Genomic DNA, 21,123 nt, shown 5'->3' with positions numbered 1-21,123 from the left:
GGGTCCGGGGCGCGGCCCCGGACCCCCGGCCAAGGACGTCAGTCCTTGATCTCGCAGATGGGCGCGCCCGAGGTGAGGGAGGCGCCGACCTCCGCCGCGAGGCCCACGATCGTGCCCGAGCGGTGCGCGTTCAGCGGCTGTTCCATCTTCATGGCTTCGAGGACGACGATCAGGTCGCCCTCGTTGACCTGCTGGCCCTCCTCGACCGCGACCTTCACGATCGTGCCCTGCATGGGCGAGGCGAGGGTGTCGCCGGAAGCGGCCGGGCCGGACTTCTTGGCCGCGCGGCGCTTGGGCTTCGCGCCGCCCGCGGCCGCCGTGCGGGCCAGGGTCATGCCCAGCGAGGACGGGAGGGAGACTTCCAGGCGCTTGCCGCCGACCTCGACGACCACGGTCTCGCGGCCGGGCTCGTCCTCGGAGTCTTCCGCGGCGGGGACCACGAACGCGGGGATCTCGTTGACGAACTCGGTCTCGATCCACCGGGTGTGGATCGTGAACGGGTTCGCGGTGAAGGCCGGGTCCACGACGACCGCACGGTGGAAGGGAATGGCGGTGGCCATGCCCTCGACCTCGAACTCGGCGAGCGCGCGCGCCGCCCGCTGCAGGGCCTGCTCGCGCGTGGCACCCGTAACGATGAGCTTGGCGAGGAGGGAGTCCCAGGCGGGTCCGATGACCGAGCCGGACTCGACGCCCGCGTCCAGGCGCACGCCCGGACCGGTCGGGGCGGCGAACTTGGTGACGGTGCCCGGCGCCGGCAGGAAGCCGCGGCCCGGGTCTTCGCCGTTGATGCGGAACTCGAAGGAGTGGCCGCGCAGGACCGGGTCCCCGTAACCGAGCTCCTCGCCGTCGGCGATGCGGAACATTTCGCGGACCAGGTCGATGCCGGTGACCTCTTCGGTGACCGGGTGCTCGACCTGGAGGCGGGTGTTGACCTCGAGGAAGGAGATCAGGCCGTCGGCGGAGACGAGGAACTCGACGGTGCCGGCGCCGACGTAGCCGGCTTCCTTCAGGATGGCCTTCGACGCCGCGTAGAGCTCGGCGTTCTGGGCTTCCGTCAGGAACGGCGCGGGCGCCTCCTCCACCAGCTTCTGGTGGCGGCGCTGGAGCGAGCAGTCGCGGGTGGAGACGACGACCACGTTGCCGTGGGAGTCGGCCAGGCACTGGGTCTCCACGTGACGCGGCTTGTCGAGGTACTGCTCGACGAAGCACTCGCCGCGGCCGAAGGCGGCGACGGCCTCGCGGACGGCGGAGTCGTAGAGCTCGGGGACCTCTTCGAGGTTGCGGGCGACCTTCAGGCCGCGGCCGCCGCCGCCGAAGGCGGCCTTGATCGCGATGGGCAGGCCGTGCTCCTTGGCGAACGCGACGACCTCGTCCGACCCGGAGACCGGGTCCGGCGTACCGGCGACCAGGGGCGCGCCGGCGCGCAGCGCGATGTGGCGGGCGGCGACCTTGTCGCCGAGGTCGCGGATCGCCTGCGGCGGCGGGCCGATCCAGGTCAGACCCGCGTCGATGACGGCCTGCGCGAATTCGGCGTTCTCGGAGAGGAAGCCGTATCCGGGATGGATGGCGTCCGCACCGGAATCGGCTGCGGCCTGCAGGATCTTGGACATGTCCAAGTAGCTGGCGGCCGGGGTGTCACCGCCCAACGCGAAAGCTTCGTCGGCCGCGCGGACGTGCAGAGCGTCCCGGTCCGGGTCGGCGTAGACGGCTACGCTCGCGATCCCGGCATCCCGGCAGGCCCGAGCAACGCGGACTGCGATTTCGCCACGGTTGGCGATGAGCACCTTGCGCACGATGGCTCCCTCCTTGAAACAAGCTGAGTTTAGGGACAGCCCACACGGCCTTTCGACCCTTCCCCGGTGGTGACCTTGCCCACACGGACTGTGATCCGAGTCGATCCCGGGTCGAGAAAGCCCCTGTGGCGCCCCATGTCAGGGGGATCCCCGACTGCACAGTAACCCTGCCGTGTGTCCGGGGTCTCTGTTCCCCGGGTCAGCGGGCCGGGGTGATTCTTTGTCGAATCCCTACGAACGGCCCACCCGATTCCCTGCGCGGGCACCGTGTCGCCGTCGTGTGGCCGCCGTGTCGTCGCCGTGCGGCGGCCCGACCGTAACGAAGCGGCACCGGCCCCTTGTACCAAGGTTTACCCGTTAGTAGCCTCCAGGGCGTCGAACGGGCTTGTGCATGCGGGGTGGGGGCGTCGTGGCTGGTGTGGGTGGCGTGGGTGGCGTGGTGCTGCGGAGATCCGTGGCCGGAGCGACCGCGGTCGTGCTCGTCGTGGAGGCGGCGGTGCTCGGCTTCGTGCACCTCGTCCTGGGCCGGACCACCGAGAACCAGTCGATGTCCATCGCGGGCGCCGATCCGGATGTCATGTCCAAGGCAACCTACGCGCTGGGCGCCGGCATGGCCGGGTTCCTGCTCGCCTGTGCGGTGTTCCTCGCCCTCGCCGCGATCCGCGACCGGGCCCCGGGCGCCTTCGCGCGCGTGCTCCTCGTCGGCGCCGCCGTCACCCACGGACTGCTCGGCGCCCTCGTCGTCGGCCTGGTGGGCTGGGGCGCCTTCGCGGTGATGATGCTGATTCTCTGCCTGCTGGTGCTGAGCCTGACCCTCTACGGGGCCAAGGGTGCGGGTGGGGCCGGCAACGGCGCGGGCGGCCCCGCGGCGGGCTCCAGCGGTCCCCTGGACGGCTTCGGAGGCCCGGGTGGGCCGAATGGCCCCCACGGCGCTCCCGATGGTGACGCGGACGTCCAGGACGCGCCGCCGCCGGGCCACCCGCTCGCGGACTTCGGGGACTTCGGCAAGATCGGGGAGATCAAGCCCACAAGTCCGTGATGGACACGCCCAGTTCCGCCAGCAGCGAGCGCAGCAGCGGCATGGAGATCCCGATCACATTGCCGTGATCCCCGTCGATCCCCTCGATGAACGGGGCCGACAGCCCGTCCAGGGTGAACGCCCCCGCCACGTGCAGCGGTTCCCCGCTCGCCACGTACGCCGCCACCTCCGCGTCCGTCGGCTCGCCGAAGCGGACCGTCGTCGACGCCGTGGCCGAAACCCGTCGGCCGCTCGCCGTGTCGATCACGCAGTGCCCGGTGCGCAGCACCCCGGCGCGCCCGCGCATCGACTTCCAGCGGGCCGTGGCCTCCTCGGCGTCCGCCGGCTTGCCCAGCGCCTCGCCGTCCAGCTCCAGCACGGAGTCGCAGCCGATCACCAGGGCCCCGGCGGCCTCGTCCAGGGCCGCCACGACGGCCGCCTTCGCCTCGGCCAGCGCGAGCGCCAGCTCGGAGGGGGAGTCGGCGGTGAGGGCGTCCTCGTCGAAGCCGCTCACGATCACGTGCGGGGCGAGCCCGGCCTGCCGCAGCAGGTTCAGCCGGGCGGGCGAAGCGGAGGCGAGGACGAGGGCGTGGCGGGGGGCAGCAGTCATGCCTGCCATCGTAGGGGCGGCCCGGGGGCCCGGCTCGCGGCGCTAGAAACCGCCCACGCCCAGCACGTACACCACGACGACCATCGCGATGACGACGATCACCGTCATCCGCCGGACCATCGCCGCGGCATCGCGCATGTCCTTCGGCGGCTCGTTCTTCGGGTCTGACCAGAGCATGCTCCGATCCTGGCCCCGAGCAGTCCTGTGGCGCCTGAGTACGGGTACTCAGGCGCCACGGGCAGTTCACGCCATCTTCATCCGCGGCCGCGCCTACGACGACGCGACCGCGCCTACGACCACATCTACGCTGGCCAGTACGTACGGCCCCACGCGCCCGGTCCGGGACGCGGCAGGGTCCGCCGGGCCACCCGGCCCGGTGCCGCCCACGCGTCGGTCACCCGCTCCGCGCCCGCCGGCTCCGACGCGAGGGCCGCCGCGCGCGCTCGGACCACCGCCAGTGCGGCGGCCAGCTCCTCCGGGGTCGGGTTCCCCTTGACGACCTTGATCACCACGGGACTGCCTCCTAGCGTCTAGCGTCCTAGAGGGGGATGTTGCCGTGCTTCTTCGGGGGCAGGGACTCGCGCTTGGTGCGCAGCTGCCGCAGCCCCTTGACCACGTGCGCCCGGGTCTCGGACGGCATGGTCACCGCGTCGACGTAGCCCCGCTCGGCGGCCGTGTACGGGTTCAGCAGCGCGTCCTCGTACTCGGTGATGAGCCGCGCCCGGGTCTCCTCGGCCGTGCCGGCCTCCTCCGCTTCGGCGATCGCCCGGCGGTGCAGGATGTTGACCGCGCCCTGCGCGCCCATGACGGCGATCTGGGCCGTCGGCCACGCGAGGTTCAGGTCGGCTCCGAGGTGCTTGGAGCCCATCACATCGTAGGCACCGCCGAAGGCCTTGCGCGTGATGACGGTGATCAGGGGGACGGTCGCCTCGGCGTACGCGTAGATCAGCTTGGCGCCGCGCCGGATGATGCCGTTGTACTCCTGGTCGGTGCCCGGCAGGAAGCCCGGCACGTCGACGAAGGTCAGCACCGGGATGTTGAAGGCGTCGCAGGTCCGGACGAACCGGGCCGCCTTCTCGGAGGCGTCGATGTCCAGGCAGCCGGCGAACTGCATCGGCTGGTTGGCGACGACCCCGACCGGATGCCCCTCGACGCGGCCGAAGCCGGTGAGGATGTTCGGCGCGAAGAGCGACTGGGTCTCCAGGAACTCCGCGTCGTCGAGCACGTGCTCGATCACCTTGTGCATGTCGTACGGCTGGTTCGCGCTGTCCGGGATCAGCGTGTCGAGCTCGCGGTCGCTGTCCGAGACCTCGGTGTCGGCCTCCTCGGGGAAGGCCGGGGGCTCGGAGAGGTTGTTCGACGGGAGGTAGGAGAGGAGCGACTTCACGTACTCGATGGCGTCCTTCTCGTCACCCGCCATGTGGTGCGCGACGCCGGACGTGCTGTTGTGCGTGCGCGCCCCGCCCAGCTCCTCGAAGCCGACGTCCTCGCCGGTGACGGTCTTGATGACGTCCGGGCCGGTGATGAACATGTGCGAGGTCTGGTCGACCATGACCGTGAAGTCGGTGATGGCGGGGGAGTACACGGCCCCGCCGGCGCAGGGGCCGACGACCAGGCTGATCTGCGGGATCACGCCGGAGGCGTGGACGTTGCGGCGGAAGATCTCGCCGTACATGCCCAGCGCGCTGACGCCCTCCTGGATGCGGGCGCCGCCGGAGTCGTTGATGCCGATCAGCGGGCAGCCGGTCTTCAGCGCGAAGTCCATCACCTTCATGATCTTCTGGCCGTAGACCTCGCCGAGGGCCCCGCCGAAGACGGTGAAGTCCTGCGAGAACAGGGCGACGGGCCGCCCGTCGACGGTCCCGTAGCCGGTGACGACGCCGTCGCCGTACGGCCGGGTCTTCTCCAGCCCGAAGTTCGTCGACCGGTGCCGGGCGAACTCGTCCAGCTCGACGAAGGACCCCTCGTCCAGCAGCAGGGCCACCCGCTCACGCGCCGTCAGCTTGCCCTTGGCGTGCTGCTTCTCCACCGCCCGCCCGGATCCGGCGTGCGTGGCTTCCTCGACGCGGCGCTGCAGATCCGCGATCTTCCCCGCGGTGGTGTGCATGTCGATCGGCTCTGACGGTTGTGACATCGGGGTCGCGGCTCCCTGCGTGGTGTCAACTGCCTGGTGACTTACTTGATTTTTACTAGCTACTGGTGCGTAGCGTATCGGCGGGCATGGCGCTCGGCGGTGCGGCGTTTGACACACCTAATCTGGGTTGCTTGGCCTCGCCGTCCCCTTTAGGGGACCCCGTCCCGACCCTCGCGGGCGGGCTTCCTGCTTCACCGCGGACCGCCTGCCGGGAGGGCCCCCGGGCAGGTCTTCCATCCGCTCGACAGAGCAGACACCGCCGACCCGGCGGCCAAGAGATTGACGGCGGCGTTGCCGTCCCGGTCGTGAACGGCTCCGCAACCCTCACAGGTCCACGTTCGGACCTTCAGCGGCATCGTGGCGGCGATGGCGCCACAGGCCGAGCACAGCTTCGAGCTGGGGAACCACCGATCCACGACGACGAGCTCGCGCCCGTACCAGGCCGCCTTGTACTCCAGCATCCTCCGCAGCTCGCGCCAGGCCGCGTCCGAGATGACACGGGCGAGTTTGTTGTTCTTGAGCATGTTGCCTACGGCGAGATCCTCGATCACGAGCGTTTGGTTTTCGCGCACGAGTCGGGTCGTCAGTTTGTGCAGGTGGTCCTTGCGGCGGTCCGCGATCCGGGCATGGACGCGGGCTGCGCGGGCGCGGGCCAGTCGCTCCCGGTCGCCGCGCTCGTGCCTTGGGTTGGGGACCTTCTCCCCGGTGGAGAGCGTGACCAGGGCCGTCAGGCCGGCATCGATCCCGACCGCGGCGGTGGTGGCGGGCATGGGGGCGGGGATGCGGAGCGCGTGTACTCGGCGCTTGGCCGGGACTTCCGTTTTGCTTTGAAGCGCGGGTGTCCGGACCGGCGCCCCCAGAATGCGGTGAAAGCGGTCTGCAGGTGCCGCAGCGCTTGCTGAAGGGGTACGCAGGAGACGTCGGCCAGGTAGAAGAGTTCTTCGGACTGCTTCCAGGCGGTGAGCAGGGCCGAGGTCTGGCCGTCCACGCGTTCCCGGCGTGCCCAGGCGTCGTTACGGGCGGCCAGCGCGAGGTTGTAGACCTTCCGCACGCACCCGAATGTCTTCGACAGCTCTGTCGCCTGCGCGTCGTCAGGGTAGAAACGAAACCTGAACGACCTCTTTACCGGAGAATCCCCCACAGCCCGGACGCTAGGGTCGATCACGATCCGTATGCAATCCCGGGTCAGAGGGTCACATACAGCGATATAGCGACATAAGGATCCGATCATGTCATCAGATGCTTCAGCAGGTGCCGCGGGCCGTTGGTCGAGTCTGGACCGGCCGCCGTTGAACGTCGCCGCGCTGCAGCGGGCCCTCGTGACCGGTGAGGGGCTGTGGAGCTCGCTGGAGGTGGTGGGCTCCACCGGGTCCACCAACAGCGATCTCGCCTCCCGGTCCGCGAAGCTGCCCGAGGGGGCCGTGCTCGTCGCCGAGGAGCAGACCGCCGGGCGCGGCAGGCTCGACCGGAGCTGGGTCGCGCCCGCGCGGTCCGGGCTGTTCTTCTCCGTACTGCTGAAGCCCGGGCCCTCGGTGCCGCAGGAGCGGTGGGGCTGGCTGACGCTGCTGGCCGGGGTGGCCACGGCCACCGGGCTCTCGCGCGCCGCCGGCGTGGACACCGCACTCAAGTGGCCCAACGACCTCCTGGTCACCGTCGACGGTGAGGAGCGCAAGGCCGGCGGGATCCTCGCCGAGCGCGTGGGCGACGGGGTCGTCCTCGGGATCGGGCTCAACGTGACGCTGACCGACGCCGAGCTCCCGGTGGACACCGCCGGGTCGCTGCTCCTGGCCAAGGCCACCGTCACCGACCGGGACCCGCTGCTCAAGGCCGTACTGCGCTCCCTGGAGCAGTGGTACGGAAACTGGCGCGCGGCCGGCGGCGATCCGGCGGCCAGCGGTCTGCAGGAGACGTACGCGGCGGGCTGCGCGACCCTCGGCAAGCACGTGCGGGCGGAGCTGCCGGGCGGGCGCACGCTCACCGGGACGGCCGAAGCGGTGGACACCGACGGACGGCTCGTCGTACGGACCGCCGAGGACAAGCACGAGGCCGTGGGGGCAGGGGATGTCGTCCATCTGCGGTCCGTGCGGTAGCCCGCGGGGGGACCGCCCCGGGTGACGGAGTAGGGGAGTGAGCTACGGCACACCTGCCGTATGGTTTAGGCGATCCCGGTCCTCGCGGTGATCACCCGGTTCGGCAGTGCGCACGGAATGGACAGGAGGCGGCCCTTGACCGTCGACGACCCTCGGTCCAGCGCGCCCGCCCCCGGAGCGGCGACGGGCGGCTCCGGCAGCCCCGGCGGTTCCGGCGGTTCCGGAGTCCACGCCACCCCCATCGGGCGCGATCAGCACACTCCCCACCACGAGGTCGACCACACGGCGCAGCCGACGGCCGACCCGCTCGCCATCCGCCTGGAGCAGCTGATCCTCGGCGCCGAGCGCCGGTACACGCCTTTCCAGGCGGCCCGCAGCGCCGGGGTCTCCATGGAGCTCGCCTCCCGCTTCTGGCGGGCCATGGGCTTCGCGGACATCGGCCAGGCCAGGGCCCTGACGGAGGCCGACGTACTGGCGCTGCGCCGGCTCGCCGGCCTCGTCGAGGCCGGGCTGCTGAGCGAGCCGATGGCGGTCCAGGTGGCCCGGTCCACCGGGCAGACCACGGCCCGGCTCGCGGAGTGGCAGATCGACTCCTTCCTGGAGGGCCTGACGGAGCCGCCGGAGCCGGGGATGACCCGCACCGAGGTCACGTACCCGCTGGTCGAGCTGCTGCTGCCGGAGCTGGAGGAGTTCCTCGTCTACGTGTGGCGGCGCCAGCTCGCGGCCGCGACCGGGCGGGTCGTGCAGGTGGCGGACGACGAGGAGATGGTCGACCGGCGCCTCGCGGTGGGCTTCGCCGACCTGGTGGGCTTCACGCGCCTGACGCGGCGGCTGGAGGAGGAGGAGCTCGGCGAGCTGGTCGAGTCCTTCGAGACGACCTCCGCGGACCTGGTGGCGGCGCACGGCGGCCGGCTGATCAAGACGCTCGGCGACGAGGTGCTGTACTGCGCCGACGACGCGGCGACGGCGGCGGAGATCGCCCTGCGGCTGATCGAGACGATGGAAGCCGACCCGCAGATGCCGGAGCTGCGCGTGGGCATCGCCTTCGGGACGGTGACCACGCGGATGGGCGACGTCTTCGGGACCACGGTGAACCTGGCCTCGCGGCTGACGTCCATAGCCCCCAAGGACGCGGTCCTGGTGGACGGCGCGATGGCCAAGGAACTGGGCCGCACGGGCGCGGCGCCGGTCTCGGAGAAGGAAGCGGAGAACGAGGAGGGCGGCGGTTCCTACCGCTTCGCGCTCCAGCCGATGTTCCAGCGCCCGGTGCGCGGCCTCGGCGTCGTGGAGCCCTGGTCGCTGACGCGCCGGAGCCCTAAGATCCCCGGATAACGTTCGTTAACCGGGAGGGTCGCCCTGTGTCCGAATTCGTGAGTGTGCGCCGGCATGAGGGCGGGGTCGCCGAGCTGGTTCTGGACCGGCCCAAGGCGATGAACGCCGTGTCCACCGAGATGGCGCGGGGCATCGGCGCCGCGTGCGCGGAGTTGGGTGCGGATCCGTCGGTACGGGTCGTCGTGCTCTCCTCGACCGCCGAGAGGGCGTTCTGCGTGGGGGCGGACCTCAAGGAGCGGAACTCCTTCTCGGACGCGGAGCTGCTGCGCCAGCGGCCGACCACGCGGGGCGCGTACGGGGGAGTGCTGGGGCTTCCGATGCCGGTGATCGCGGCGGTGCACGGGTTCGCGCTGGGCGGCGGCTTCGAGCTGGCCCTGGCCTGTGACGTCATCGTGGCCGACGAGACGGCCGTCGTCGGGCTGCCCGAGGTGTCGGTCGGGGTGATCCCGGGCGGCGGCGGTACGCAGCTGCTGCCCAGGCGCGTGGGGGCGGCGCGGGCCGCGGAGCTGATCTTCACCGCGCGGCGGGTGGAGGCCGCGGAGGCGCTGACCCTGGGCCTGGTGGACTCGGTGGTGCCGGCGGGGACGGACCGTGAGGCCGCCCTCGCGATGGCGGCGGCGATGGCCGCGAACTCCCCGGTCGGGCTGCGGGCCGCGAAGCGGGCGCTGCGGCTCGGGCACGGCATGGACCTGGTGGCCGGGCTGGAGATCGAGGACGCGGCGTGGCGGACGGTGGCCTTCTCCGGGGACCGGGCCGAGGGCGTGGCGGCGTTCAACGAGAAGCGGAAGCCGGAGTGGCCCGGGGTGTGAGGGGCGGGCCCACGCCCTGTTCGTGACCCGGTGTGATCTTGGTACCACCGAATGTCGCGCCAATTATCACCAAATCGGACAAAACTCCCTAACCTGGGGTGATGGGTGTTGACGGGCGGCTTCGAGCCGTTGTGGGCCTCGCGCAGGCCATGGCCGCCGCGTGCGCGCCGCGGGACAGTGTGCGGGCGGCCGCGCGCGGGGCCAGGCTCGCGATGGACGGCTCGTTCGCCGCGATCTCCGCGTGGGAGCGGGAGCGGGGGCGCCTGCGGGTGCTCGTGAACGAGGGGGAGCGCCGGGACGGGGAGGAGGAGTTCCCCGAGGACGAGTCGTACCCCGTGCACGATTTCCCCGAGATCACGGAGTTCCTGCACGAGCGCTGGGTCGGTGGGGGCGGACCCCACGCCTGGGTGGACAGCGCGGTCGGCGACCGGCCGGGACGCCGGGGTGACGCGCTGCGGCGGCGCGGGCGCGGTACGTGCGTGGTGGCCCCGATCGTGCTGAGCGGGCGGGCCTGGGGCGAGCTGTACGTGGCCCGGGACGAGGGCATGGCGGACTTCGACGAGGACGACGCGGAGTTCGCGACGGTCCTGGCGGCGGTGATCGCGGCGGGGCTGGCGCAGAGCGACCGGCTGGAGGAGGCCCGGCGGCTCGCGTTCACCGACCCGCTGACCGGACTGGCCAACCGGCGGGCCGTGGACATGCGGCTCGACGAGGCGCTGGAGGAGCACCGGCGGAGCGGGGCCACGGTGGTGGTGAGCCTGGTCGTCTGCGACCTGAACGGCCTCAAGAAGGTCAACGACACCCTCGGGCACGCGATGGGGGACCGGCTGCTGGAACGGTTCGGCTCCGTGCTCAGCCTGTGCGGGGCGATGCTGCCGGGAGCGCTGGTCGCGCGGCTGGGCGGGGACGAGTTCTGCCTGGTCAGCGTGGGGCCCTCGGCGGACGAGGTGGTACGGGTCACCGAGGAGGTGTGCCTGCGGGCCGCCGAGCTGGAGCTCGGGGAGGGGGTCGCCTGCGGGGTCGCCTCCACGGGGGACCCGATCGGGCCGGTGAAATCCTCCCGGCGGCTGTTCCGGCTGGCGGATGCGGCGCAGTACAAGGCGAAGGCGGCGCGGTCGGCGAAGCCGGTGGTCGCGGGGCGGGACACGGCGGTGGTCCGGCTCGCCGACGCGGAGCCCGGGGGGCCGGGGGAGCGACGCCGCTTCCGGGGGCGGGCGTAGCGAAGCCTGCCCGCGGCCCGGCGCCCGCCTGTGCCCGGTGCTCCGGCCCGCGGTGGGTGGCCCGCTCTGGCGGCCCGCCCTGGCGGGCGGTGCCCCGGGCTGCCGCCCGCCGTCGCGATGGTGCTCCGCACCGGTGGCGGGTGTGCCCCGCGGGGCTGTCCCCTACCCGCCCTTCCACCATCCCCCAGACTCCGTCCGGGGGGACCCCCAGCCGGGCTTCGCCCGGACCCCCTGGGGCTCCGCCCCAGACCCCGCGCCTCAAGCGCCGGCGAGGCTGGATTTGGCCGGCGTTGGCCTCCAAGTGCACGTTCCACTGGGCATACCCAGACCCGCCGGCGTTTGAGGCGCGGGGGCCCGGGTCCGCCCCGGCAACGGGTCCGGGGCGTGCCCCGGGAAACGGGCGAAGGGTGGGTAGGTGACCCCCGCACCGGCAGGGCCCATCCAGCCGCACCCGCCCACCGGGCCCACGCCGGGACGGCGGTGGCGGGCACTCCGACCGGCCACCGCCGGACGGAGTCCGGCGCAGCAGGGCGAAGCCCGCGCAGCGGTGCGAGGTCTGCGTCAGGAAGGAGAAGGAGTGACATGGAGGGATTCAGTCCGTACGCTGCTGAATATGGATATGCACACTGTCGTGGTGGGAACGTCCGGGACCACCGCCGAAGACGTGATCGCCGTCGCCCGCGGCAACGCCCGCGTGGAGCTTTCCGGTGAGGCGCTCACCGCGCTCGCCGCGGCCCGCGAGATCGTGGACGCGCTCGCCGCGAAGCCCGAGCCCGTCTACGGGGTGTCCACCGGGTTCGGGGCGCTCGCCTCCCGGCACATCAGCCCCGAGCTGCGCGCGCAGCTCCAGCGCAACATCGTCCGTTCGCACGCCGCCGGCATGGGCCCGCGCGTGGAGCGCGAGGTCGTGCGGGCGCTGATGTTCCTGCGGCTGAAGACCGTCTGCTCCGGGCACACCGGCGTCCGGCCGTCCGTCGCGCAGACGATGGCCGACGTGCTCAACGCCGGGATCACCCCCGTCGTGCACGAGTACGGCTCGCTGGGCTGCTCGGGAGACCTCGCCCCGCTCTCGCACTGCGCGCTCGCGCTGATGGGCGAGGGTGACGCGGAGGGCCCCGACGGAGTCGTGCGGCCCGCCGGGGAGCTGCTCGCCGAGGCCGGGATCACCCCCGTCGAGCTCCGCGAGAAGGAGGGCCTCGCCCTCCTCAACGGCACCGACGGCATGCTCGGCATGCTGGTCATGGCCCTCGCCGACCTCGGCAGGCTGTACACCGCCGCCGACATCACCGCCGCGCTGACGCTGGAGGCGCTGCTCGGCACCGAGAAGGTGCTCCAGCCCGAGCTGCACGCGATCCGCCCGCACCCCGGTCAGGGCGCCGCCGCCGCGAACATGGCCGCCGTCCTGAAGGGTTCCGGGCTCGTCCGGCACTACCAGGAGGAGACCGCCCCGCGCGTGCAGGACGCCTACTCCGTGCGCTGCGCCCCGCAGGTCGCCGGCGCGGGCCGCGACACCATGGCGCACGCCGCCCTCGTCGCCTCCCGCGAGCTGGCCGCCGCCGTCGACAACCCGGTCGTGCTGCCCGACGGGCGAGTGGAGTCCAACGGGAACTTCCACGGCGCCCCGGTCGCGTACGTGCTCGACTTCCTCGCCATCGCCGCCGCGGACCTCGGGTCGATCGCCGAGCGCCGCACCGACCGGCTGCTCGACAAGAACCGCAGCCACGGCCTGCCGCCGTTCCTCGCGGACGACGCCGGCGTGGACTCCGGGCTCATGATCGCCCAGTACACGCAGGCCGCGCTGGTGAGCGAGATGAAGCGGCTCGCGGTCCCGGCCTCCGCGGACTCGATCCCCTCCTCCGCCATGCAGGAGGACCACGTCTCGATGGGCTGGTCGGCCGCGCGCAAGCTCCGTACCGCCGTCGACAACCTCACCCGGATCATCGCGATCGAGATGTACGCGGCCACCCGCGCCATCGAGCTGCGCCACGGGCTGACCCCGGCGCCGGCCAGCCAGGCCGCCATCGCGGCGGCCCGCGCGGCGGGCGTGGAGGGTCCCGGGCCGGACCGGTTCCTCGCGCCCGACCTGGCCGCCGCGGACGCCTTCGTCCGTTCCGGTGGACTCGTGGACGCCGTCGAGGCCGTGACCGGCCCCCTCGCCTGAGGGAATTAGTTCGAGCAGGGGGGAAGGGTGCGGCGCCGGAGATCCCGGGGCCGCACCCTTCTGCGTGTTCGTGTGTCCGCAGGTTCGTTACGCCGTGCGCGAGCGGCGTACGGAGAAGGCCACGAAGCCGGCTCCGGCGCCCAGGCAGAGCGTGCCGCCGAGCAGGTAGGGCGCGGTGTCCACGCCGCCCGTGTCGGCGAGCGCGAGGGCGGGCTCGGGCGCGGAGGCGGCCTGGACCTCCAGGTTCGCGGCGGCGGGCGCGGCGGCGGGCGCGCCGGAGGCGGCCTTCTCGTGCCCGGGCGCGGTGGCGTTGGCCGAGGGGACGAACCACAGGACGGCGAGGAGGGTGGTCGCTCCGAGAGCGGTGAGTGTTGATCGGCGTGCGGACACGGTGCGATCCCCCTTGTGGCAGCAGCGAATTGGCCCCGTGCGGTGATGCTACGGAAAGGGGCGGGTCGTGGGAAAGTCGGGGCTGCCGCGGGATTACTCTCCGTCGTATGAACCCTTCTGAGAACTCACGATACGTACGCCTTCGGGTGGATTTGGTACTTGAGGTGCCGGACGTCGACGCCCTCACCGGAGCCGCCCTCGCGCACATCAAGGCCGACGAGTTCATGCCGGACGAGGAGCGCGGCCACGCCGAGGCGGCCGTCCGGGAGGACGAGTCGGAGGCTCTGGCCTACCTGGTGGACCCCACTGACCTGGTCGCGGACATCCCCGGAGTGGAGCTCGCGCAGGCCTCCTGGAGCAGCGAGCCCGTGGAATACGACCCCGAGTCCATGGAGTGGGACCTCGACGAGGAAGATGGGGAGCTCGACGAAGAGACTGACAACGCCTGACGGTGGGGTTGACCACATTCGAACGGAATGGGGCAGCACCTCGGGGTGTAATGCGTTGTCAGGACGAGGCAGGGGGGTCATGCCCCCTGCCCGGGGAGTTCGGGGTTCAGGCAACGATGGAGTGGCGTGTGAGGACGGACAGCATGCGGCGGAGAAGGTCCCTGGTGGCCATATCCGCCGTACTCGGCGGCGTACTGGTGCTCGCGGGATGCGGCGGCGACGACGGCAAGGCGCAGACGCCGCAGGCCAGCGGAGAGGCGTCGGCCAAATCCCAGGCGGACGTGGACGCGGCCGCGGCCAAGGACGCCTCCCAGGCCAAGATAGCCATCACGCCCAAGGACGGCGCCACCAACGTCGGCCTGAACGACGCGGCCACGGTGGCCGTGACCGAGGGCACGCTCACCGCGGTCGAGCTGAAGAGCTCCGAGGGCACGAAGGTGCCGGGCAAGATAGCCGCCGACGGGAAGAGCTGGAAGCCGGACGGCGCGCTGAAGCGCTCCACGAAGTACGCGCTGTCGGCGACCGCGAAGGACGAGGCGGGCCGCGAGGCGCACGAGAACGCCTCCTTCACCACCATCTCCCCGCAGAACAGCTTCGTGGGGTCCTTCATCCCCGACGCGGGCCAGACCGTCGGCGTGGGCATGCCGGTCTCGATCACCTTCGACAAGTCCATCAAGGACAAGAAGGCCGTCCAGGCGGGCATCACGGTCACCTCCAGCAGCGGCCAGGAGGTCGTGGGCCACTGGTTCAGCACGCAGCGGCTGGACTTCCGCCCCGAGAAGTACTGGCAGGCGGGTTCCACCGTCACCCTGAAGCTGGCGCTGGACGGGGTCCAGGGCGGCCCGGGCATCCAGGGCGTGCAGAGCAAGACCGTCACCTTCAAGATCGGCCGGAGCCAGGTCTCCACGGTCGACGCGAAGAGCAAGAAGATGACGGTCACCCGTGACGGCGCGGTCCTCAAGACCATCCCGATCTCGGCGGGCTCCCCGGAGAACCCGACCTACAACGGTCAGATGGTGATCTCCGAGAAGTTCAAGGAGACCCGGATGAACGGCGCCACCGTCGGCTTCACGGACGACGACGGCAAGGGCGAGTACGACATCAAGGACGTGCCGCACGCGATGCGCCTGTCGAACTCCGGCACCTTCGTGCACGGCAACTACTGGGGCCCGGACTCGGTCTTCGGCAGTGCCAACACCAGCCACGGCTGCGTCGGCCTGAACGACGCCAAGGGCGCGAACGACCCGAACCAGCCCGCGGCCTGGTTCTACGACAACTCCCTCATCGGAGACGTCGTCACGGTCGTCAACTCCCCGGACAAGACGATCAAGCCGGACAACGGCCTCAACGGCTGGAACATGGACTGGGCGGCCTGGAAGGCCGGCTCGGCCGTCTGAGCCGCCGACACCACAGCCGCACCCCGACGAAGCGCAGACGGACGGCGGGGGGCCCCGACCAGGGGGCTCCCCGCCGTCCGTTCGCTGTAGGCGGGCGTACGGGTGATCCTGTGCGCGACCTGTGAGTTCGCGTTCTCATCCGACTCTTATGGACGGCTTATCCGGCCGTCACCGGTGCTGCCTAGCTTCGGCCGCATGTTCTTCACCTACCTCCGGCGCGAGCTGCGCCGCCGCAGGAAGGCGGCGCTCGTCGTCGCCTCCGGGCTCGCCCTGGGCATCGCCCTCGTCATCGTCGTCACCTCCGTCTCGGCGGGCATGACGCAGGCCCAGGACAAGGTCCTCCAGTCGCTCTACGGCCTCGGCACGGACATGACCGTCACCAAGGCCCAGACCCCGCCCGCCGAGGGCGATACCGCGGCCCGCCCCCGGTTCAGGTTCGACGCGAAGGGCGAGGGCGACGCGAACGCCGGGGCCGAGCAGAGCAGCGACCTCGTGATGCCCCAGGGCTTCCAGACCCTCGACGCCGCCACCGTGGACAAGGTGTCCGGCCAGAGCGGGGTCGCGCGGGCCGTCGGCGGCCTCAGCCTCCAGGTGATGAAGGTCAACGGTCAGTTCAAGCGCGGGGAGTTCAAGCGCGCGGCGGGTCAGTCGGGCGGCGGAGCCGCCGCCAAGCCGGGCGCCACGGGCGGCGGCCAGGGCGGTACGGTCGAGGGCGGCGGCGCCGACTTCGACGTCAACTCCTTCTCCGTCTACGGCGCGGACGTCGCCCACCCCGAGCTGGGCCCGCTCACCACCTCCAAGATCACCTCGGGCCGCACCTTCGCGGCCGGCGAGAGCGACGCTGCGGTCGCGGTCGTCGACAGCGCCCACGCCACGAAGAACAAGCTCGCCGTCGGCTCCGAAGTCACCGTCAAGGGCGTCAAGTTCAAGGTGATCGGGATCGCCACCGCCGACAGCGGCGACGCGGCCGCCAACGTCTACCTCCCGCTCAAGCAGGCCCAGACCCTCGCCGGAACCCCCGGCAAGATCACCACGGTCTACGTGCAGGCGAAGGACTCCCAGGCGATCGGCTCCGTCAAGCAGGCCATCCAGAAGAACGTCCCGGACACCACCGTCACCACCTCGGCCGACCTGGCCGACACCGTCTCCGGTTCGCTCTCCACCGCCTCCTCCCTCGCCTCCACCGTCGGCACCTGGCTCTCGTACGCGGTCCTGCTCGCCGCCTTCCTCGTCGCCGGCCTGTTGACCTCCTCGGCCGTGTCCCGGCGCGTCCGCGAGTTCGGCACGCTCAAGGCGCTCGGCTGGAAGAGCGGCCGCGTCACCGGGCAGGTCGCGGGCGAGGCCCTGGTCAACGGGCTCATCGGCGGCGTCCTCGGCATCGGCCTCGGGCTCGGAGCCGCGTACGCCATCACCGCGATCAGCCCGCGGCTGACGGCGCAGCTCGCCGGCGGCGCCGGCCGCTCCCAGGGCCCGGGCGGCGGCGGGGGCGGGGGCGGCGGGATGACGCGCTCCGCGCAGCAGGGCGCCGGCAAGGCCCTCGACATCGCGCTCACCGCGCCCGTCTCGCTCTCCACCATCGGCCTGGCCGTCGCGCTCGCGGTCGCGGGCGGACTGATCGCGGGCGGCTTCGGCGGCTGGCGCGCCTCCCGGCTGCGGCCGGCGGACGCCCTGCGCCGCGTCGAATAGCCGCCGCCCGGCCGGCGGCCGTCACCCGCCGGCACCCCCGCCCGTACCACCGCCCCGCAACCCGAGGGAACGAACCAGAGATGTACCAACTCACCGGTGTCACCAAGCGCTACCGGCGCGGCAAGGAATCCATCGACGCGCTCGCCGGCGTGGACCTGACCATCGAGGACGGCGGCCGGCTCGTCATCCAGGGCCCCACCGGCGGAGGCAAGTCCACCCTGCTCCAGATGCTCGGCGCCCTGGACCGCCCGACGGCGGGACAGATCGTCCTCGACGGACTCGACCTCGCCACCGTCTCCGAATCCCGCCTCACCCGGTTCCGCGCCGAGAACATCGGCTTCGTGTTCCAGTCCTTCAACCTGATCCCCACGCTCACCGCGCAGGAGAACGTCGAAACGGCCCTCGTCCCACTCGGGCTGGGGGCCCGCGAGCGGCGCGACCGGGCCGCCGAGGCGCTGGACTCCGTGGGCCTCGGCGAGCGGATGGGACACCTGCCCGGGGAGATGTCCGGCGGCCAGCAGCAGCGCGTGGCCATCGCGCGGGCGCTGGTGAAGCGGCCCAAGGTGCTGCTGGCCGACGAGCCGACCGGCAACCTCGACGAGTCCATGCGCGACGAGGTCATGGAGCTGCTCGAAGGGCTCTGGAAGGAGCACGGCCTGACCTTCGTCATGGTCACCCACGACAGCGCGCTCGCGAAGCGGGCCCCGCGGGTGGCGACGATCCGGCGCGGCAAGGTGACCGTCACCGAAAACGCCTGAGCGCGCCGCCACCCTCCGGTTGGGGGGTCCGGAGCCGGTTTAGGGTCCGGAGCATGACGATCACCGCGCTCTCCGTGCCCCCGACCGACACCGAGATCGACCACTGGTGGGCCGTCCTGGCGGCAGCCCGGACGGCCGACCTGCCGGGGACTGCGCCGCCCTCCCGGACGGAGGTGGCCGGAGCGCTGCGGGTGCCGTCGGTGCGGGGGCGCTCGCTGTACTGGGCCACGGAGGAGGCGGTCGCCTCCCTGGTCCTCTTCACCGACGGCACCAACGACCACACCGCGTTCCTGGACGAGCTGACCGTACGGCCCGACGCGCGGCGGCGCGGTGTGGGCGCGGCCCTGTGGGAGCGGGCCCGCGAGGAGCTGCTCGCGGACGGCCGCACGTCGGTGGCGACGGAGGCGGACCTGGGCGGTGCGGGGCAGGCGTTCGCCGAGTCCGTGGGCTTCGAGAACGTCCTGTCGATGGCCTGGTACGCGCAGGACGTGCGCGAGGCGCGGTGGGCGCAGGGGGCGCGGGCCGCGAAGGAAGGGGCGGCGCCCACCCCACCCGGCTACGAGCTGCACTGCTGGCCCGGGCCGGTCCCCGACGCGTGGGCGCGGGCCGCGGCCGTCGCCCACGGGGCGATGGAGGACGCGCCGTCGGGGGAGCTGGACCAGCGGATCCAGACCTGGACGCCGGAGCGCCTGCACGCGGCCCAGCGCAAGATCCTGGACCGGGGCGGCGCCCTGACCACGGTCGCCGCCGTCACCCCGGACGGCGAGGTGGCGGCCTACACGGAACTGGTCCTGCCCGATCCGGCGGGCCCGCGCGCGCTCCAGTACGACACCGTGGTCGTCCCCGCCCACCGGGGCCACGGGCTCGGCCGCACGGTCAAGCTCCGCATGCTCGCGGAGGCGGCGACCCGCCACCCGGACCTGCGCACCATCGCCACCTCGGTGGCGGACGACAACACCCCGATGCTCGCGGTCAACGCGGCCCTGGGGTACCGGCGCGAGCGCGGGGTCGGGTACTTCCAGCTGCGGCTGTAGTCGTAGCCGGGGGGGCGCGGTCCTACGGGGCGGATTCCCCGGCGGGGCCCGGGGCGTGCTCCCGCTCCCGCTCCGGGGCGGCGGTGGACGCGGACCAGGAGGCGAGGAGGCGCAGGGCGTCGGCCGAGGGGGAGCCCGGGGCGGCGTGGTAGGTGACCAGGAACTGCGCCGGGTCGTCCGGGAAGGCCAGCGTCTCGAAGGAGAGCGCGAGCTCGCCGACCAGCGGATGGCGCAGCCGCTTGACGCCGTGGGTCTTGTTGTCGGCCACCGTGTGGGCCGCCCACAGCCGCCGGAACTCCTCGTTCTTGACCGACAGCTCGCCGACCAGCGCGGACAGCCGTTCGTCGTCCGGGAACTGTCCGGCGTACACGCGCAGGTTGCTCACCACCTCGCACGCCCGGCATTCCCAGTCCGCGTACAGCTCCGCCGTCGCCGGGTCCAGGAACACCAGGCGCACCAGGTTGCGCTCCTGCGCCGGGAGCGCCCCGAAGTCGCCGAAGACGGCCGCGGCCAGCGGGTTCCAGCCTATGACGTCCTGACGCCGCCCGACCAGGTACGCCGGTACGCCGTCCATCGCGTCCAGCAGCGTCCGCAGCTGCGGCCGGACCTGCTGGGGGCGCGGGGTCTGGCGGCGCTTGCGGGGCTTGGGGCCGGCCAGGTGGCTCAGGTGCGCACGCTCCGTGTTGTCCAGGCGCAGGGCCCGGGCGATGGCGTCGAGGATGTCCGCCGACACGTTCTGGCCGTGGCCCTGCTCGAGGCGCGTGTAGTACGCGACCGACACCCCGGCCAGCTGCGCCAGCTCCTCGCGGCGCAGGCCGGGGACCCGGCGGTGGCGCCCGTAGTCGGGCAGGCCCACGTCCTCGGGCCGCAGCCGGGCGCGCCGGGAGCGCAGGAACTCGCCGAGCTCGGCTCGCTGATCAAGCTGGTCCATTACCCCAGTATCCCCGCGCGGGGATACGGGCCGGGGGCGTGAGCCTGACCCCGCCAAGGGTAGGTCCGCCAGACCTAGGCAGGGCAGGGGGATGGGTGTCCGGAGCGGAACCGTGCAGGCTGTGGGCACACGGCAGCCACACAAGGCAGCCGCACACAGCAGTCTTCCGAGGAGCCCCACCGTGTCCGTCACCCAGGTCGCCGCCTACGCCGCCCCCGCGCCCAAGGCCCCGCTGGAGCGCATCACCGTCCCGCGCCGTCCGGTCGGCGCGCACGACGTCCTCATCGACATCAAGTTCGCCGGCATCTGCCACTCCGACATCCACCAGGTCACCGACGGCTGGGGCGAGGGCATCTACCCCATGGTCCCGGGCCACGAGATCGCCGGTGTCGTCGCCGAAGTCGGCGCCGAGGTCACCAAGTTCGCCGTCGGCGACCGGGTCGGCGTCGGCTGCTTCGTCGACTCCTGCCGCGAGTGTGAGCAGTGCCTCGCCGGGCAGGAGCAGTTCTGCGCCAAGGGCATGACCGGCACGTACAACGCCCTCGACAAGAACGGCGAGCCCACGTACGGCGGTTACTCCACGCACGTGGTCGTCGACGAGAACTACACCGTCCGCATCCCCGACGGCCTCCCCCTCGACATCGCCGCCCCGCTGCTGTGCGCCGGCATCACCCTCTACTCCCCGCTCAAGCACTGGCAGGCCGGCCCCGGCAAGCAGGTCGCGATCGTCGGCCTCGGCGGTCTCGGCCACATGGGCGTCAAGATCGCCCACGCCCTCGGCGCCGAGGTCACCGTCCTCTCCCAGACCCTGCGCAAGCGGGAGGACGGGCGGGGGCTGGGCGCCGACCACTTCTACGCCACGAACGACGAGGCCACCTTCAAGGAGCTGGCCGCCCGCTTCGACCTGATCGTGTCCACGGTCTCCGCGCCGCTCGCGCTCGACGCCTACCTGGGCCTGCTCAAGGTGGACGGGGCCCTGGTCAACGTCGGCGCCCCGGAGGAGCCGGTCTCGCTGAACCTGTTCTCCGTCATCGGCGGCCGCAAGACCCTGGCCGGCTCGATGATCGGCGGGATCGCCGAGACGCAGGAGATGCTCGACTTCTGCGCGCGGCACGGGCTGGGTTCGGACATCGAGGTGATCCGCGCGGACGAGGTCAACGAGGCGTACGTGCGCGTCCAGTCGGGCGACGTCCGCTACCGCTTCGTCATCGACACCTCGACCATCTGAGTCGCCGCCGTCTGACCGGAGTCTGACGGCGGCCCCCGGGTGCACGTCCATCGCGTGCGCGTTCCCCGGGGGCCGCCGTCACA

Annotated in this window: 19 protein-coding genes and 1 pseudogene; 12 read left to right on the top strand and 8 right to left on the bottom strand. The window is 72.2% G+C overall.

Going from position 1 to position 21,123, the window contains the following annotated elements; translation table 11 throughout:
- Positions 1 to 38: 38 nt before the first annotated feature.
- Positions 39 to 1,793, bottom strand: a complete 1,755-nt coding sequence (locus tag OG730_RS16360) for an acetyl/propionyl/methylcrotonyl-CoA carboxylase subunit alpha (protein ID WP_327304947.1) — start codon at positions 1,791 to 1,793, stop codon at positions 39 to 41.
- Positions 1,794 to 2,247: 454 nt separating this feature from the next.
- Between OG730_RS16360 and OG730_RS16355 the strand changes: the two genes are divergently transcribed.
- Entirely contained in the window at positions 2,248 to 2,832 is a 585-nt protein-coding gene (locus tag OG730_RS16355) for a hypothetical protein (protein ID WP_327304946.1), read from the top strand.
- On the opposite strand, the gene OG730_RS16350 is transcribed toward OG730_RS16355, so the two are convergent.
- The 5 genes and pseudogenes from OG730_RS16350 to OG730_RS16330 form a co-directional block, all read right to left on the bottom strand.
- The gene (locus OG730_RS16350) at positions 2,813 to 3,421 is read right to left on the bottom strand and encodes a Maf family protein (protein ID WP_327304945.1); all 609 of its coding nucleotides are present in this window, start codon (positions 3,419 to 3,421) and stop codon (positions 2,813 to 2,815) included. The two genes, OG730_RS16355 and OG730_RS16350, sit on opposite strands and share 20 nt — an antisense overlap.
- Before the next feature lie 42 nt (positions 3,422 to 3,463).
- Positions 3,464 to 3,598, bottom strand: coding sequence for a morphogenic membrane protein MmpB (mmpB, locus tag OG730_RS16345; RefSeq protein ID WP_279346700.1), 135 nt, complete (start codon positions 3,596 to 3,598; stop codon positions 3,464 to 3,466).
- Positions 3,599 to 3,723: 125 nt separating this feature from the next.
- Positions 3,724 to 3,933 carry an acyl-CoA carboxylase epsilon subunit gene (locus OG730_RS16340; protein WP_327304944.1) on the bottom strand — a complete coding sequence of 70 codons (210 nt, stop codon included), beginning with the start codon at positions 3,931 to 3,933 and terminating at the stop codon, positions 3,724 to 3,726.
- 26 nt (positions 3,934 to 3,959) lie between these two features.
- On the bottom strand, positions 3,960 to 5,555 hold the full coding sequence (locus tag OG730_RS16335; protein ID WP_327304943.1) for an acyl-CoA carboxylase subunit beta: 1,596 nt from the start codon (positions 5,553 to 5,555) through the stop codon (positions 3,960 to 3,962).
- A 117-nt stretch (positions 5,556 to 5,672) separates the two neighbouring features.
- Positions 5,673 to 6,696: pseudogene (locus OG730_RS16330) on the bottom strand (RNA-guided endonuclease InsQ/TnpB family protein).
- A gap of 88 nt (positions 6,697 to 6,784) precedes the next feature.
- On the opposite strand from OG730_RS16330, the gene OG730_RS16325 reads away from it, so the two are divergent.
- The 5 genes from OG730_RS16325 (at position 6,785) to hutH (ending at position 13,167) form a co-directional block, all read left to right on the top strand.
- The gene (locus OG730_RS16325; RefSeq protein WP_327304942.1) at positions 6,785 to 7,645 is read left to right on the top strand and encodes a biotin--[acetyl-CoA-carboxylase] ligase; all 861 of its coding nucleotides are present in this window, start codon (positions 6,785 to 6,787) and stop codon (positions 7,643 to 7,645) included.
- 135 nt (positions 7,646 to 7,780) lie between these two features.
- The gene (locus OG730_RS16320; RefSeq protein ID WP_442814933.1) at positions 7,781 to 8,977 is read left to right on the top strand and encodes an adenylate/guanylate cyclase domain-containing protein; all 1,197 of its coding nucleotides are present in this window, start codon (positions 7,781 to 7,783) and stop codon (positions 8,975 to 8,977) included.
- A gap of 26 nt (positions 8,978 to 9,003) precedes the next feature.
- Positions 9,004 to 9,786, top strand: a complete 783-nt coding sequence (locus tag OG730_RS16315; protein WP_327304941.1) for an enoyl-CoA hydratase/isomerase family protein — start codon at positions 9,004 to 9,006, stop codon at positions 9,784 to 9,786.
- Positions 9,787 to 9,887: 101 nt separating this feature from the next.
- A complete protein-coding gene (locus tag OG730_RS16310; protein ID WP_327304940.1) occupies positions 9,888 to 11,006 on the top strand; it encodes a GGDEF domain-containing protein in 1,119 nt (372 codons plus the stop codon).
- 619 nt (positions 11,007 to 11,625) lie between these two features.
- Positions 11,626 to 13,167 carry a histidine ammonia-lyase gene (hutH, locus tag OG730_RS16305; RefSeq protein ID WP_327309287.1) on the top strand — a complete coding sequence of 514 codons (1,542 nt, stop codon included), beginning with the start codon at positions 11,626 to 11,628 and terminating at the stop codon, positions 13,165 to 13,167.
- Between the two features lie 87 nt (positions 13,168 to 13,254).
- Here the strand turns inward: hutH and OG730_RS16300 are convergent, their stop codons facing one another.
- On the bottom strand, positions 13,255 to 13,557 hold the full coding sequence (locus tag OG730_RS16300) for a hypothetical protein (RefSeq protein ID WP_327304939.1): 303 nt from the start codon (positions 13,555 to 13,557) through the stop codon (positions 13,255 to 13,257).
- Positions 13,558 to 13,721: 164 nt separating this feature from the next.
- On the opposite strand from OG730_RS16300, the gene OG730_RS16295 reads away from it, so the two are divergent.
- The 5 genes from OG730_RS16295 (at position 13,722) to OG730_RS16275 (ending at position 18,881) form a co-directional block, all read left to right on the top strand.
- Positions 13,722 to 14,006, top strand: coding sequence for a hypothetical protein (locus OG730_RS16295; RefSeq protein ID WP_266880772.1), 285 nt, complete (start codon positions 13,722 to 13,724; stop codon positions 14,004 to 14,006).
- 116 nt (positions 14,007 to 14,122) lie between these two features.
- Entirely contained in the window at positions 14,123 to 15,403 is a 1,281-nt protein-coding gene (locus OG730_RS16290; protein ID WP_327304938.1) for a L,D-transpeptidase, read from the top strand.
- Positions 15,404 to 15,598: 195 nt separating this feature from the next.
- Positions 15,599 to 17,089, top strand: a complete 1,491-nt coding sequence (locus tag OG730_RS16285; RefSeq protein WP_327304937.1) for an ABC transporter permease — start codon at positions 15,599 to 15,601, stop codon at positions 17,087 to 17,089.
- Positions 17,090 to 17,169: 80 nt separating this feature from the next.
- Positions 17,170 to 17,847: an ABC transporter ATP-binding protein gene (locus OG730_RS16280; protein ID WP_327304936.1), complete on the top strand. Its 678-nt coding sequence runs from the start codon at positions 17,170 to 17,172 to the stop codon at positions 17,845 to 17,847.
- Positions 17,848 to 17,900: 53 nt separating this feature from the next.
- Complete coding sequence (locus tag OG730_RS16275) at positions 17,901 to 18,881, top strand: GNAT family N-acetyltransferase (RefSeq protein WP_327304935.1); 981 nt, start codon at positions 17,901 to 17,903, stop codon at positions 18,879 to 18,881.
- A 22-nt stretch (positions 18,882 to 18,903) separates the two neighbouring features.
- Here the strand turns inward: OG730_RS16275 and OG730_RS16270 are convergent, their stop codons facing one another.
- Positions 18,904 to 19,812, bottom strand: a complete 909-nt coding sequence (locus OG730_RS16270; RefSeq protein WP_327304934.1) for a helix-turn-helix domain-containing protein — start codon at positions 19,810 to 19,812, stop codon at positions 18,904 to 18,906.
- A 181-nt stretch (positions 19,813 to 19,993) separates the two neighbouring features.
- On the opposite strand from OG730_RS16270, the gene OG730_RS16265 reads away from it, so the two are divergent.
- Positions 19,994 to 21,040 (top strand): NAD(P)-dependent alcohol dehydrogenase, encoded by a 1,047-nt coding sequence (locus OG730_RS16265; protein ID WP_327304933.1) that lies wholly within the window; start codon positions 19,994 to 19,996, stop codon positions 21,038 to 21,040.
- Positions 21,041 to 21,123 lie beyond the last annotated feature (83 nt).

It is taken from the genome of Streptomyces sp. NBC_01298 (assembly GCF_035978755.1).
GTDB lineage: Bacteria > Actinomycetota > Actinomycetes > Streptomycetales > Streptomycetaceae > Streptomyces.
This window is presented reverse-complemented; position numbering and strand designations above follow the sequence as displayed.

Coding starts and splice junctions, on each gene's coding strand:
- OG730_RS16285 (WP_327304937.1), top strand. CDS start 15,599: ATGTTCTTCACCTACCTCCGGCGCGAGCTGCGCCGCCGCAGGAAGGCG.
- OG730_RS16270 (WP_327304934.1), bottom strand. CDS start 19,812: ATGGACCAGCTTGATCAGCGAGCCGAGCTCGGCGAGTTCCTGCGCTCC.
- OG730_RS16335 (WP_327304943.1), bottom strand. CDS start 5,555: ATGTCACAACCGTCAGAGCCGATCGACATGCACACCACCGCGGGGAAG.
- OG730_RS16325 (WP_327304942.1), top strand. CDS start 6,785: ATGTCATCAGATGCTTCAGCAGGTGCCGCGGGCCGTTGGTCGAGTCTG.
- OG730_RS16290 (WP_327304938.1), top strand. CDS start 14,123: ATGGAGTGGCGTGTGAGGACGGACAGCATGCGGCGGAGAAGGTCCCTG.
- OG730_RS16350 (WP_327304945.1), bottom strand. CDS start 3,421: ATGACTGCTGCCCCCCGCCACGCCCTCGTCCTCGCCTCCGCTTCGCCC.
- OG730_RS16310 (WP_327304940.1), top strand. CDS start 9,888: ATGGGTGTTGACGGGCGGCTTCGAGCCGTTGTGGGCCTCGCGCAGGCC.
- OG730_RS16275 (WP_327304935.1), top strand. CDS start 17,901: ATGACGATCACCGCGCTCTCCGTGCCCCCGACCGACACCGAGATCGAC.
- mmpB (WP_279346700.1), bottom strand. CDS start 3,598: ATGCTCTGGTCAGACCCGAAGAACGAGCCGCCGAAGGACATGCGCGAT.
- hutH (WP_327309287.1), top strand. CDS start 11,626: ATGCACACTGTCGTGGTGGGAACGTCCGGGACCACCGCCGAAGACGTG.
- OG730_RS16280 (WP_327304936.1), top strand. CDS start 17,170: ATGTACCAACTCACCGGTGTCACCAAGCGCTACCGGCGCGGCAAGGAA.